Genomic DNA, 14751 nt, shown 5'->3' with positions numbered 1-14751 from the left:
TCGTAAAAATTCTTTACCAAACACAGATTGTAGCGGATTACAGCTTCCCGATCCCAATTGGGCCGGTGTTTGTTGCCGGAGAGTTGATACTCGGTAGCGGTTTTGCATACATTGGCGCGCATTGTAGAGATTGCCAACCGAAAGCATCCAGGATACAAGCCCCCGGATTCATCCGTCCAGAAATAAAAAACCTGCATCAGATAAAGGAACCCCCCGAATTTATCTCGCGCAAGTCAATCCTTCAATTCTTTAATCTAAAATCTAAAATCTAAAATCGATTGACTGGTGCCACCTGCGACTCTCGTCGCGATCGACCATAACTGCCACAATATAGAAAGTTAAACCAGTAATTCGGCATGACTGACTCGCTAAGTGCCTACAAACCACTTATTCTCAATGACTTCAACAACCGCCCCGACTGCGAAAATGAATTTCAAAAACAAGCTGCAACTCGGTTAGTAGAATTGGCAAAAGTGCGATCGGGCAAGCTTGTTCTAGATATCGCCACCGGAACAGGTTTAGCGGCGATTGCGGACGATGCACTTAGGTCGATCGGGATCGAGAAAATATCAGTCGCCTTTTCTACACCAGGAATGCAATAGCTAGTATGTCTAAACTACTCAATTACATCTGTATATTTATTATTACCTGCTGGCTGCTGTTTGCCTGTCAGTCTTCGCAACCTTTAAAAGTAAAACGTCCTTCCCTCAAAGTATCTTGTGTTCCTTTTGTTGGCTATACACCTCTGATCGTTGCTCAAGAGAAAGGATTCTTCAAAGCGCAAGGGGTAGACGTGGAACTCAGCTATATAAAGCACTCACAATTGCTTTTCGCGGATTTCAGTGCAGGGAAGTATGATGCGATCGCATTGACCTTGGGCGATTTTGTGATTTTGAGTGCCACATATCCTGATATACAAGCTGTGATGGTTGTGGATGAATCGACAGGGGCAGATGTGGTAGTCGCGCAATCGGATATTAAAACAATCCCTAACTTGAAAGGAAAAAATCTTGGTGCAACTCTAGGCGACTTTAGCGAGGTTTTCGTTACTGAGATGTTGAAAACCTCTAAGCTGACAAGCGATGATGTTAGACTGGTTAAAGTCGAGACTTTTGAAGTTCCCAATCGCTTACAAAACAATACTATCCAAGCAGGACACACTTGGGAACCCTATCTTTCTGAAGCATTAAAATTAGGGGCGCATATCCTGTTTACCAGCAAACAAACCCCAGGCTTAATTTTGGATTTAATCGCGTTTCGGGGTGAGGTGATACGCGATCGCCCCGAAGATATTCGCGCCTTTGTGCGAGGCGGGCTTCAAGGCTTGTCCTATTGGGAAGCAAATATTCCCGAAGGAAAGGAGATCGTGAGCAAAGCGTTGAATATTCCCATCAATACCATTTCTTTCGAGGGAATAGACCTCACTGACTTTGCAGACAATCAATTTTTTTTTCAATCAAACAGTCCTAATTATATCTACAAAACCGCCAAGAAATATGCGGACTTTTTTATTCGCGCTGGCAATGTGACGCGCCTTCCCAATCTAGAAACCTTGTTCAATTCTTCTTTCTTAACCCCCCCTCCTAGTCTTAAACCATGAAGCGATTGTTTTTCAACAGCATTCGTACAAAGTTAATCGTGTCGTTTCTCGTCGTTGCTCTGATTCCGTTGCTGTTGCTAGCATTTATCAACAAGCAGACAACTGAAAAGGCATTGACCGACAACGCACGACAAGCCCTATCTGCGGCGGCTAACGAAACCGCTTACAGAATAGATGGGTTTATCGATGGGAATCTCAATGCCGTGCGCGTAGAAGCGATTTTACCAGGTTTGGCTGCCTATCTGGGCATACCTCCAGAACGGCGAAATGGTAGTCCCCAAGAGATGTTAGCGACTGAAACCTTAACCAGGCTCAGTCGCAAAGATACGCTTAATATTATCTCCTATGCCTTGCTCAACTTAAAGGGACGGAATGTACTCGATACGAATACACTGGATGTGGGACGAGATGAATCCGGTCAAGATTACTTCCAAGAACCGCTCAAAACTCAACTATCTTTTGTTTCTAGCATTAGGCAATCGCCGACAATTCCCAACCTCGTTACGCTCTTCTTTAGCAGTCCTGTTCGCGATGCGAAGGGAAATATATTGGGTATATTGCGGGTGACATACAATGCCACATCTGTCCAGCAGTTGGTGAGTCGGAAAACTGAACGTGCAGGTGCGAAATCGTTAGCCGTTCTTTTAGATGAGAACTATATCCATCTGGCACATAGCACTACACCTGAACTTCTTTTCAAATCAATTGTGCCTTTGTCACCCAATGTTGTAGCACAACTGCAACGCGAAGGACGTTTGCCTAAAAATATAACGGAAGAACTTGCAATCAATTTGCCCGACCTCAAGCAGGCTTTAGACACTAAACAGCCTTATCTAATCACACGATTGACAGCTACGGGTAATAATGAGTTAAGCCTCTTAGCGATCGCCCGCCTGCAATATCAACCTTGGTCAGTCCTTTTCGCACAACCCATTGCCGTTGCCCTAGCACCTGTAGAAAAACAAATACAGGATGCACTTCTTTTATTAGCAATCATCGCCACAATTGTAACTATCATCGCTTTGGCGATCGCGCAACTATTAACAAAGCCTGTGATTTACCTCACCCAAGCAGTTGCCGAGTTTACGGCGGGTCACTTAGATATGCGTGTGAAGATGCGATCGCGAGACGAAATCGGTCTGCTAGCACGATCATTCAACAGCATGGCGAGGCAAATCCAAGAATCCTTTGAAACCCTCGAAGACAAAGTTAAAGAACGAACATCAGAACTCGCTAATGCTAATCAGGAAATCATTACCCTCAACGAAAAACTCAAAGTAGACAACCTCCGTTTAGGTGCAGAATTGAATGTGGCGCGTCAGATCCAGCAAATGATTTTGCCCAACCCTCATGAACTGGAAATTGACGGACTAGATATCGCCGGATACATGGAACCCGCCGATGAAGTAGGAGGGGACTACTACGACGTGCTACAGATCGATGGTGTTGTCACACTGGCGATCGGTGATGTCACCGGACATGGGCTGGAAAGCGGCATTCTGATGCTGATGGCGCAAACCTCAGTTCGCACCCTGCAAGAGATTCGTGGACTAGATCCAGTTCGATTCCTGGATGTACTCAACCGTACCCTCTACAAAAACGTGCAGCGCATGAATTCTGAGAAAAGTCTGACGCTGGCGATTTTGAACTACTCCGAAGGACGGATCAGCATCAGCGGTCAACATGAAGAAACGCTAGTGGTGCGAAAAAATGGAGATGTTGAGCGCATCGACACGATGGAGTTAGGCTTCCCGATCGCTTTAGATGATGATATCGCAGACTTCATCAGTCACGTCCTGATTGAGCTAGAACCTGGAGATGGCGTGGTGCTTTATACTGATGGGATTCCAGAAGCCTATAACATCCGCAAAAAGCAGTATGGACTAAAGCAATTGTGTCAAGTAATTAGTCAAAATTGGCACAAGTCGGCAGCAGGAGTTAAGGATGCGGTGATTGTAGATGTGCGGCAACATATCGGTAAGCAGAAAGTGTTTGATGATATTACGTTGCTAGTCTTTAAGCGGCAGGCTGACGTTACTGAAAATGGAAATTTAGTTAATAATATTATCTCCTCCAAATAAATTCTACAATGAAGAACAAATTTTGAGGAATATTTTATGAAAGTAAACTACCAAGCAAGAATTGATTTAACAGCAGACGAGTTAAAAATAATTCTGTCCGAGTAGCGAACTCTACCTAATCAACAAAAAATTCAGGCACTTGATTGGTTAAAAACTGGAGCGAGTCAAAGCCTTACAGATGTATCTGAACGTTTAGGTGTACATAGAATTACTGTACATAGGATCTGGAATTAAATAACTTACAATTTTAATGGTTATTGTGGGATGGGCCGATTCCGCCCGTCCAAAAAGGAAGGGCCCGACGCCCACCCCACTTTCAAGAGTGTAAGTTATTTAATTCTTATTCCATAGATGGTTAAAACAATATAGTGCTCGCGGTCTGTCAGATAAGTGATCCCCAATAATAAAACTGTAGGCACACTATCTATTAGCCTTAATCTATCTTACGTTTTTTTAGGTGGAGCTACTTAGAAGATGGTTTGGGAACTGCAACGCTGGTAACACGGACATTCGGATCGAGGGCGTCACCTTGAGAGTAAATATAATCAAATGCAGCTCGATCTTTAAGCATATTTGCCCGCAAAAACAGGGCGCTCCAACGGGCGATCGTTTCAATACCCACGGCTTGCTCTAAGGTAGCAGTATTGCGATCGGGGTTCGCACCCGCAGGGTTATTAACATTAGTGATGCTAAAGTGATTTGCACCCATAACAGTAATCAAAGCTTTGGGTGGTGTTTGAATTTGGTCAAAGGTGCTGTGAGATCGATCGGGCAGGGCGACACCATCGATACCGCCTTGAATCAACGCCACTGCAATGCCATCATTAGCGATGGCGACAAATTCATTTGAAATCGGATTGCGTAAGTTAGCTCCAAAAAATGCACCCGCTAATAGTTCTTTCGGGCGCGTAAATGGCTCTTGACACAAATACAATTCTGGGAGACATTTGTTAGCAATCACCGATAACCCCACTGCACCACCAAAAGAATGACCCAATAAACCCAGGCGCTGCGTATCGATAACAGACGCGATCGGAGATGTGGGCTTTTTGTTTTCGATCGCCATCTGCGACAAAACCGCCGCAATTTGCGAAGTTTCCGACGCCAAATTAGGCGGTGAAGTGGGATTGAAGGGCGAAGGGCGCAAATGGTTCGGAACGACTACCACAAAGCCGTACCGCGCCACGTGGCTAGCGTAATCTGAATAAAAGGATTTATCTACCAGCGCACCTTGCAATAAAAGTACAATGGGGAAAGAGTAATTACCCGAATTAAGATCCGATGGTTTAGGATAATAAATGTCACCTAAATCGTTATTAGCAGATATCGTCGTACTGTAAAAGCTGGTTTCTTTAAATGGCGGTGCATAATCGATTGCTGTGGCAAAGACTTTGCCCCCAAGGACAACAAACGCAGCAATTACACAAACAATTGCTAGGGCTTTTTCTGAAAAAAAATGAGCGGTTAAATTCATCATTATTTTGGGTTTGAGAGTGCGTGCATAAGCTACTAAAAAAAAGCAAGTCGGCGACCCTTGGTAATTTAACGAGCTTTGCCGGAAAAGGTTTCGGACTCTGTGACAAATAGTAGGGGCGGGTTCACCAACAAAACCTGCCAACAATCTCCAATCTCAAAAACCCGCCCCGACCGGGATCTTATGGTTAATCGATCGCACGTGATATGACTCCTAAATAAACACGATTCACAATTTTACACCCTGTGGGAATACTTGGATTTTAGTGCGGCTTATAACCGACAAAATCTTCTTTATAAAAACGTTTTTTAGAGTGGTGAATCGGAATTTCGATTTCCAATGTCGCCCCTCGATCTGGTATCGAAAGACAACGGAGTTGCCCGCCGTGGTTTTCCACTACAATAGCATAGCTAATCGATAACCCCAAACCCTTTCCTTGACCCACTTTCTTCGTTGTAAAAAATGGCTCAAATATGCGCTGTTGAATATCTTCGGTTATGCCCGGCCCATTATCAGTAATATAAATACCCACTTGACATTCCGAGAGTAACTTCGTGCAAATAGTAATAGTAGGGATTGGGCTGCTATCATCTACATCGTTTGCCGAACTTTTTTGTGATTGCAACGCATCAATCGCATTAGTCAGGACGTTCATAAAAACTTGATTCATTTGCCCCGCGTAGCATTCTATCTTAGGCAGATCCTCATACTCTTTTACCACTTTAATTATCGTTTGAGCTGCTTCATCTTTCAGCCGATGCTGCAAAATCATCAGCGTACTCTCAAGTCCTTCATGGATATCCACCGCTTTCAACTCAGATTCATCGAGTCGGGAAAAATTCCGCAGCGATCGGACTATTTCTTCGATCCGGTCAGCTCCTATTCTCATAGAAGCAATTAACTTCGGCAAGTCATTGCTCAGAAAAGTGAGATCCATCGCCTCCAATTGTTCCTGGATAGCTGCTGTGGGATTGGGAAAATCTTCTTCGTAGAGTTGCACCAGCCTCAGCAAATCTTGAGTGTACTCTGTTACCGGAGAGAGGTTCCCTTTAATGAAACTAATCGGATTGTTAATTTCGTGAGCTACCCCCGCTACGACATTCCCCAAACTTGACATTTTCTCGCTTTGGATGAGTTGAGCTTGCGTATGTTGTAACTGTTGTAGAGCCAGCTCTAGCTGCTGGGATTTCTTCCGCTCCTTAGCCTCGGACTCCCGCAATCGCGCATTTTGCTCGTGCAATTTTTTTTGCAAACGCTGAATAGTTAGTTGATTTTCGACACGAGCTAAAACTTCTTCTAAATGAAATGGCTTGGTGATGTAGTCTACTCCTCCTACAGCAAATGCTTTGACTTTATCCAACACTCGATCTAGGGCGCTCAAGAAAATAACTGGAATACCCGAAGTTCTGGCATCCGCTTTTAAATGTTGGCAAACTTCGTAGCCGTTCATCTGGGGCATAGAGATGTCGAGCAAAATCAAATCTGGCGGGGTTGAACGTGCTGCTTTTAATGCCATTTGCCCGTTTATTACGCCCCTAACTTTATATCCTTTGTCTCTCAGCATAGTGGATAAAAGACGCAGGTTGTCTGGGGTATCGTCAACCACTAAAATATTGGCAACATGAGATTCTAATTGCAGGCTGTTCATGGAATAAATCTTTCTGTTAAGTCAGTAATTTTATCAAAACGAAAGTTGTTAGCCCAATCAGCGATGGTCTCCGCGAAAGACTTATTATATTCGGGGATTGTGCCGACTAAACTTAAAATCTGGTCGGCATCAGCATCAATAGCTCCATGATGTAACTGTCTCACCCAGTCCGCAGGCATTGCCGCTAAAGTCGTCCTCAAAAATTCAGTTTTTTCTCCTTCTTTTACACTCAAGTCTTGACCCTCAAGCTGAGATGATGTAAAGTTCGGTAAATCTTCATAAATATACTCTACCCCTAAATGTTCAGCCATTTTGGCAAAAATAACTTCTTCTTGAAAAGGCTTGCTCACAAAATCGTCACAGCCTGATGATAAAACAAGAGCACGCTCCTCCTCAAAAGCGCTAGCAGTCAACGCAACAATCGGAGTAGCCTCATCTTGAATCTTGGCTTTAATTTGTCTGGTGGCCTCATACCCGTCTATCACAGGCATTTGCATATCCATCCAAATTAGGTGAGGTTTCCAAGTTTCCCAGATTCTAATAGCTTCTTGACCATTTACTGCTTCGCGCACCTCCAAGCCAAGCGGTTCGAGAAGATGAACCAATAGCAAACGGCTTTCCCATTTATCATCAACCACCAAGATGCGATATGAGGGTTGATTGGGTTGTAAACCAATTACCCGCCTTCTTGATTGTCGAGGTTGAACTTCAGCCATCTTAGGGGAGCTAATTTGGATATAAAAACTAAAAATAGTTCCTCGATTCAAGGTACTGCTGACGGTAATGTCTCCTCCCATCAGTTGTACGAATTGTCGGCTGATGGGTAAACCCAAGCCAGTTCCTTCTTGAGATTTCCGACCCGCGTCAGTTTGTACAAAAGCCTCAAATAAAGAATCTACCTCAGTAGGATCGATGCCGTGACCGGTGTCTTCCACTTCAAACCTAATAGTCCGCAGTTCGTTGTCTGTGGGGGACTTTTGTTTCGCATTAATTGCTGCAACTCGGAGCGTTACACTTCCCTTCGCAGTAAACTTGATCGCATTTCCTAACAGATTAATCAAGACTTGACGCAATTTACTTTCGTCAGTTTTTACATACTGAGGAATGTTAGAATTGATGTGCCAACAGAGCTGTAAACCTTTAGAATCAGCTTTGATTTTCAGCATTTCTTCGAGAGAATAGAGCAAATAATACAGGTCAAAGCTAGTAGGATTTAAGATAATCCGACCTGCCTCGATTTTAGACATTTCCAGCACGTCATTAATCAGTGCCAGCAAATGCTCGCCAGAACGACTAATGATGCCTAGCTGTCCCTGCTGTACGTCAGAAAGGGATGAGTCTCGGGCTAACACTTGGGTAAAGCCGAGAATTGCATTGAGGGGAGTTCGCAATTCGTGACTCATTTTAGATAAAAATTCGCTTTTAGCCTGGTTAGCCGCATCTGCAACTTCTTTGGCTTGTTGTAAGGCTGCCTCTGCTTTTTTACTTTCCGTAATATCGCTTGCTGTGCCAGTTATTCCTAGAATATTTCCCTCGCAATCCCGCACTACAAGTGAATTAAACCGGAGATTGATAGGTCTACTATCTTTAGCTAATTGTATAGTTTCATACTGAAATACGGACTCTCCATTCAGCATACGTTGGAATATCTCGTTATCTTTGGGCAGTTGTTCAGGTAGCTGAAAATCGCTGAATTTTCGCCCGATCATTTGTTCGGGGCTGTAGCCAAAAATCTGTTGGACGGCAGCGTTGACGAATGTATAACGTCCTTCAACATCAATTGACCAAATCATATCCTGCGATGTTTCAACTAAGTCACGGTATTTAGCCTCGCTTTCTTTGAGCGCTTCTTCTACCCTTTGACGTTCGGTAATGTCGTTAGTGACTAAGAGAATACAGGCTTCTCCACCCAGATCGATAATATCTGCTGATACCAGCATCTTCCTTACCTCGCCTGCGGCAGTACGAAAATCAAATTCCTGATTGCGAAGCACTCCTGATTCTTGCAATTGCTGTCTGTATCTGTCAAATTCTTCTAAATTAACCCAAAGATTCAACTCAATTGGTGTAAAACCAATTACCTCTTCGCGAGAGCAACTAAAAGTGCTGAGGAAACTGTCGTTCACTTCGATGTAGCGTCCATCTGCAAACCGGGCGATCGCGATCGGGTTAGGACTGGAACGAAAGGCTTTAGAAAACTTTTCCTCAGACTTGCCCAAGGCTACTTCTGTCTGCATTCTGACAGCAATTTCCTGTTGCAATTCTTGAGTTCTTTCTATAACCTTACGTTCCAGCGTTCGCGAGTAGTCCCCTAATCGATCGTAAAGTTGAGCATTCTCAATAGAAATAGCAATTTGGGAAGATAAAAGTTTTAACAACTCAAGCCGATCGGTAGTAAAAGCCCCTTCAATCAGGTTATTTTCCAAATAAAGAAGGCCAGTCAGCTTACCTTGGTGCAGCAGAGGAGTGCAAAGAATAGACTTCGGTTGAGTAGCTGCAATATAAGGATCGCGAGTAAATTGTCCCTCTTGAGCCGCATTATTTAACACCACATTTTCCTGAGTGCGAATCACATAATTAGCGATAGCACAAGCCAGCAAAGGAGTTCCCCCAGAAGCTGCTTCTGCATTGAGAGGAAGCGATCGCAGCACGCTAACCTCATCCTCCTGCACCGAACCTTCCGCCTCAATCGCCCAGTTTCCCGCTTTTTCTAAAATCAAAAAGCCTTTTTGCGCCCCCGCATTCTCGATCGCAATCTTCATCAACCTTTCCAGCAACCTACTCAAAACAATTTCACCCGAAATCGCGAAAGAAGCTTTCATCACCGTAGCTAAGTCTAGCGTCTCTCCCAAATTGTTGCTAGTAGTCGCCGTCGTGGTGCGGTTAACTTTTGTTTGAGTAGTTGTCTTCCCAGAAATTCTCGCTATTAATTGAGGATACTTTTCCTCTAAATACTCAACTTGACGTTTAGCACCCCAATATTGGTAGCCATAGTGAGCTTTAGTCAAGTAAATTTGGGCAAACTCTTCTTTATCTTTCCCCAACCAAAACTTAGCAGCAAGAAACGCCGCCAGCGCTTCATTCTGAATAAAATCACCCTCTCTAGCCTCAGAAGAAGCGCGATCGTACAAATCCATCGCCTCCAAATCTCGACCTGAAATTCTCGCCATTTCTGCCGCCACTAGCGAGAATTTATGTGCAAAACTTTCCGAACAGTTATCCGCCCAAACTTTGATTAGTTTCTGATTAGCTTCTAATTGCTGCCAGTAATCTTTTCGCTCCGATTCAGAAACCTCAGAATATAGAGCCGTTAAAATCAGACAGCGGTAAAAATAATGATGAGCACTAGAAATATGACCCATCAAATAATCGATCAGCCCTGCCGCCCGTTCAGATGCTTCTAGCGCCTCACTGTACTGTTCGTCAAGATAAAGATTCTGCGCTTTTAAAACATAAAACTCGCACAGCGCTGCCATACTTTTACGCTCATGAAAATTTTCTAAATGCTGTTTTTCGCTAACTTCATCCTCTTCTCCCATCAAATTCAAAATTGCCCACTTATTAGCAATAATAATATCAATCGCCCATAAATTTTTAGTGTGTTCGCAGAAATGGAGCGACTTGCCAATATCTTCCAAGAGATTATTCAAATTCATGCCCTGGAAGAAATAGGTAATAGTTTGAAACATCCGGTTATAACCAGTCCATTGCAAATTGCCCGATTGCAAGCCAACTTTATAACCTTCGTTATTAATTTGGGCCGTAGTTTTGAGAGGCCTCACCCAGCAGTTTAAGTAATTGGCAAATATCACACTATCTTGGCAATTTTGAGACAAATTATTTGAATTTTCGCTCAGAGTCAGAGCGAGTCTGCCAAACTCATAAGCAGATTGGTAATCCCCTAAAATTGAATTCAGGATAATTCCATAACACGAATAGCAGTAAGACCCTCCCGCTACAAAACCGTACTTGAGAGAAAGGTTAATCGCTTTAATCACAGTCAACTTCCACAGTTCTTGAGAGGAAAAGAACGTTAGCGGCCCCATGTTTCCCAATAATTTCATTGCCATTAGTTGAGCCGGATCTTTCATCTTTTCGGCATTAATTAATGAAGCAATTTCTTGGTTTGCCAAGCAGGCTGTAGCTGCCGCCATTTCCGCATTAACCGCCTCGCTTAAATTATCTTCAGCCAAATCTATGCCCAGCAAGTGCAGGGCTTTTAATCCAGATTGCACTGCTGCTTCATATTTACTCAAGAGAGTGTACTGCACGATCAAAATGTTGTATATTTCGGCTTTTTCTAGCTCGGATTTTGCCCGGGCAAATGCCACTTTTATTAAAGCTTCTGATTCTTCAAAATTGCCGTTTAAATATTCAGCCTCTGCCAGCTCCTTATGAAAGGTAAAAGCTAGTTCGTAGGAGTCTTGCCAAATATCGCCCGGTAAAATTTCTCGACCGATTTTTAAGTAATCTCTGGCAGCAGCATAAGCCGTTGCATCTTTGGCTTTGCGAGCGGCTGTTAAATTTAAAATAGCTAGTTCAATTTTCTCGTGTTCGTCAACGATTAAATTCCGACCCGAATTCAAATGATCCGCAATTTCAAAAATTCTTTCGGCTCGTCGCTCGGGAGAAATATTTGCCAGTAACAGACGACCAATTTGTAGGTGAATTGCTGTTTGCAGTTGGGAGTCAATCAAAGCGTAACCTGACTGCTGCACGCGGTCGTGCAAAAATTTATAAGTAGTAATTACCAAGTCTGAGTTAATTATTTCTGATTCGGCAGCGCCTAACTCAGAAGTAGTTAAGATTAATCCCTCTTGGATGGCTGGCAAGAGTTCTTGAAACGTGGTCGCCCAGGATTTTTCATTAATAATTGAAAGAGTGTTTAAGTCAAAACTATTACCCACGCAAGCAGCCAAACGCAAAACTTGCTGAGTTGATGCGGGCAGTCTTTTCAATTTTCCTAGCATCAATTCAATGACGTTATCAGTAATGCCTACTGATTCAATTTCTGAAATATTCCAATCCCAGTTTCTTTCTTGAAAATTGAATCTTAGCAGGTTTTCTTGATAGAGAGTTTTGAGAAACTGATTGACAAAAAAAGGATTGCCTTGAGTTTTACTGACCACTAACTCGGCTAGGGGGAGGGCTGATTTTTGGTCTTTACGCACGGTATCACTAATTAAGTTACTTATTTGGTGAAGGTGTAGGGGAGCTAAAGTAATTCGCTCGATTCTGGCACCTTGATTTTGCAGCTCGTCCAAAGTCATCATTAAAGGATGAGATGGGTTGACTTCGTTATCTCGATAAGCACCAATTAGAAATAGATAGTTCGTTGGCTCGTCTGCTATCATTACTTGTAGCAATTTCAATGTAGCGGCATCAGCCCATTGTAAATCGTCGAGAAAGATGACTAAGGGATAGTCAACTGAACAAAACACGCGGATGAATTTTAGAAATACTAAATTAAAGCGATTTTGTGCTTCGGTAGCGCCTAATTCTTGTACGGCCGGCTGTGGGCCAATGATTAATTCTACTTCCGGAATGACATCTACAATGATTTGACTGTTAGCGCCAACCGCAGCTAATATTTTTTGTTTCCAGGTGTTGAGTTGATTTTCGCTTTCTGTTAAGAGTTGCTTGACTAATGATTGAAAGGCTTTGACAACGGCCGCGTAAGGGATATTTCGTTGAAATTGGTCGAATTTTCCGGCAATAAAATAACCTCTGGCTTTAGTAATTGGTTTATAAACTTCTTGTACTAAGGCGGATTTTCCAATGCCTGAGTAACCGGATACTAGCATCATTTCGGTGCTGCCCCTGCTGACTCGCTCAAAGGCTGCTAATAAGGTTTCTACTTCTGTTTCTCTGCCGTAGAGTTTTTCAGGGATGAGGAAATGGTCTGTCATATCCTGCGTCCCCAATGCAAAAGTCTCAATGTTACCCGTGTTTTGTAATTGAGCCAGACAAATTTCTAAATCGTGTTTCAGTCCTAATGCACTCTGATAGCGATCTTCCGCATTCTTTGCCATCAGTTTACTAACAATTTGGGATAAAATTAGGGGGACTTCTGGGTTGATTTCATGTACCGGAATTGGCTGTTTAGCTAGATGACAATGCACTAACTCCATTGGGTCGTCTGACTCGAAGGGTAACTGTGTTGTCAACAATTCATAGAAGGTAACACCCAGGGAATAAAAGTCACTCCGATAGTCAATGCCTCGATTCATTCTTCCTGTCTTTTCTGGGGAAAGATAAGCTAAGGTTCCTTCCAGGGTGTTGGGGTTCTGGATTTCTTGGGTTTCTCTCGGCAGCACGGAAGAAATACTGAAGTCAATGAGTTTAATTTGTTTGCTATGTGGGTTAATAAGAATATTGGCGGGTTTGATATCTTTATGAATAACTCGGTTTTGGTAGAGAGAGTGGAGAATATTTGCTAGGTCTCTGGCTAGGTTGAGAAAGTTTTCTAAAGATAGAGATTTATCGGGTTGGTTTTTATCAGTTGCTCCCGGGAGATAAGTAGACAGGGAGACTCCTCCAAAGTCCTCCATTATCAAAGCATAGGCGTTTTTGTAAGGTGCTAAATCGAGGGGTTCAACCACTCCAGGTAGACGTAGATTTTTGGCGATGGTATATTGGTTGCGAAACTGCACCAGTTCGCTGAAGCTGGGGTATTCGTTTCGCAGCAGTTTGATGACGACGGGAGTGCGATCGCACTCCCGAATACCTCGATAGACTAGAGTGCGAGATCCTGCATAGAGTTGTTCTGTTATGCCATACCCCGGCAGGTCAGTAATTGTCTCCATTTTCCAGTCCTCAATAAATTGGGGGTTAGTATATCTCTAGTTTACTCAGCAAAGTTGGTAAATTCTCAATGGCCTCTAATGTTCCTGAATTTGTCAGTCCGCGTTCTGTACGATCGCTCGCAGTTCGTTCGATACTGAAGCCATATTATTAATTGTTTTACGGCTGGAGATTACCAACTGATAATAAGCGGCAATCCCGGTCGAAAATCTACCTGTTGTCCCTGCACTTCTCCATCAAAACCAAGTTCCACAAAATACTCGGTTCCTATCCGTAACTTTAGCTGATTTGTCTCAAGCACTGCTTGAAGTTCAGGTGACGGATTATTGGCAGCAGGACTGACTAATTCTACGCGAGTAATTTCTCGAAAACCAACACCATGATTCAAAGGCTGTGACTTATCAGCAGAGTATCGATCGGGACGTTTACCAAAGGGAATTTGGAAAAGCATGGGCTCAGTCAAAACATCACTATTTGTTCCTACTGCGATACTCATCGTTTCAGGTAAATAAGGTGGACGATATGCCCAACTAGAAAATGCAACTGTGTCCTCAGAACCTTTGGCTGGACGCAAACAGATGCCAAACGGACACGCACCATTATTCCGATTTGTCGATCGCTCCCAAAGACGAGTCTGATGAATTGGCTCAGACTGCGCCTCTTCTGGATCGTGAATCCATAACAATTCCAACATTGCGTTATGGAAAAAGAAACAGCGATTGGTTGTACCTTGTCCGCGATGAATGCGAGATGAACCCTCAACTAAACCGAAGGAGGATAAACGATTAGCTTCCGAAGCACCAATATCAGTAAGGATGAAAAGATGGTCGAATTCAAATGTCATAGCATTGTTGATAGAATCGATCGCTCCAGTAATTTTAACCTTGTGCGATCGCTTTCCTTCCGATCGCCGCGCTGATGCTCGACAGCGTACTGTACCAAATTCCCAAACCTCTACTGAGTCAATCTTTCCCAATCGCGCAATCGCGCAATCGCGCAATCGCGCAATCGATAGTCCCAAACCTCTACTACTCAGTCAATCTTTCCCAATCTAAAATCTAAAATCTAAAATCTAAAATCGCGCAATCGATCGCCCCAGCCTTCAAATTACAACTAGATTGAGGAACCATCAGCCCGCATCCAG

At 43.4% G+C, this 14751-nt stretch carries 7 protein-coding genes; 3 read left to right on the top strand and 4 right to left on the bottom strand.

What is annotated here, in order from left to right:
- Window positions 1–356 precede the first annotated feature (356 nt).
- Genes OSC7112_RS25440 through OSC7112_RS25430 form a run of 3 tightly spaced genes read left to right on the top strand, consistent with a single transcriptional unit; the run spans window position 357 to window position 3681 of the window.
- Entirely contained in the window at window positions 357–602 is a 246-nt protein-coding gene (locus tag OSC7112_RS25440) for a hypothetical protein (RefSeq protein ID WP_015178588.1), read from the top strand.
- Between the two features lie 5 nt (window positions 603–607).
- Entirely contained in the window at window positions 608–1600 is a 993-nt protein-coding gene (locus OSC7112_RS25435) for an ABC transporter substrate-binding protein (RefSeq protein ID WP_015178587.1), read from the top strand.
- On the top strand, window positions 1597–3681 hold the full coding sequence (locus tag OSC7112_RS25430) for a SpoIIE family protein phosphatase (RefSeq protein ID WP_015178586.1): 2085 nt from the start codon (window positions 1597–1599) through the stop codon (window positions 3679–3681). Before OSC7112_RS25435 ends, OSC7112_RS25430 begins: the two co-directional genes overlap by 4 nt.
- A 463-nt stretch (window positions 3682–4144) precedes the next feature.
- Here the strand turns inward: OSC7112_RS25430 and OSC7112_RS25425 are convergent, their stop codons facing one another.
- The 4 genes from OSC7112_RS25425 to OSC7112_RS25410 form a co-directional block, all read right to left on the bottom strand.
- Entirely contained in the window at window positions 4145–5158 is a 1014-nt protein-coding gene (locus OSC7112_RS25425) for an alpha/beta hydrolase family protein (protein WP_015178585.1), read from the bottom strand.
- 259 nt (window positions 5159–5417) lie between these two features.
- Entirely contained in the window at window positions 5418–6803 is a 1386-nt protein-coding gene (locus OSC7112_RS25420) for a sensor histidine kinase (protein WP_015178584.1), read from the bottom strand.
- The gene (locus tag OSC7112_RS25415) at window positions 6800–13609 is read right to left on the bottom strand and encodes an AAA family ATPase (protein ID WP_015178583.1); all 6810 of its coding nucleotides are present in this window, start codon (window positions 13607–13609) and stop codon (window positions 6800–6802) included. The genes OSC7112_RS25420 and OSC7112_RS25415 overlap by 4 nt, the downstream gene beginning before the upstream one ends.
- Window positions 13610–13779: 170 nt before the next feature.
- Complete coding sequence (locus tag OSC7112_RS25410; protein ID WP_223300690.1) at window positions 13780–14583, bottom strand: VOC family protein; 804 nt, start codon at window positions 14581–14583, stop codon at window positions 13780–13782.
- Window positions 14584–14751: the final 168 nt, after the last annotated feature.

This window comes from Oscillatoria nigro-viridis PCC 7112 (genome assembly GCF_000317475.1).
Lineage (GTDB): Bacteria > Cyanobacteriota > Cyanobacteriia > Cyanobacteriales > Microcoleaceae > Microcoleus > Microcoleus nigroviridis.
This window is presented reverse-complemented; position numbering and strand designations above follow the sequence as displayed.

Bases quoted from the DNA above. Each gene is read 5' to 3' on its own strand.
- OSC7112_RS25440 (WP_015178588.1), top strand. From the start codon at position 357: ATGACTGACTCGCTAAGTGCCTACAAACCACTTATTCTCAATGACTTC.
- OSC7112_RS25435 (WP_015178587.1), top strand. From the start codon at position 608: ATGTCTAAACTACTCAATTACATCTGTATATTTATTATTACCTGCTGG.
- OSC7112_RS25430 (WP_015178586.1), top strand. From the start codon at position 1,597: ATGAAGCGATTGTTTTTCAACAGCATTCGTACAAAGTTAATCGTGTCG.
- OSC7112_RS25425 (WP_015178585.1), bottom strand. From the start codon at position 5,158: ATGATGAATTTAACCGCTCATTTTTTTTCAGAAAAAGCCCTAGCAATT.
- OSC7112_RS25420 (WP_015178584.1), bottom strand. From the start codon at position 6,803: ATGAACAGCCTGCAATTAGAATCTCATGTTGCCAATATTTTAGTGGTT.
- OSC7112_RS25415 (WP_015178583.1), bottom strand. From the start codon at position 13,609: ATGGAGACAATTACTGACCTGCCGGGGTATGGCATAACAGAACAACTC.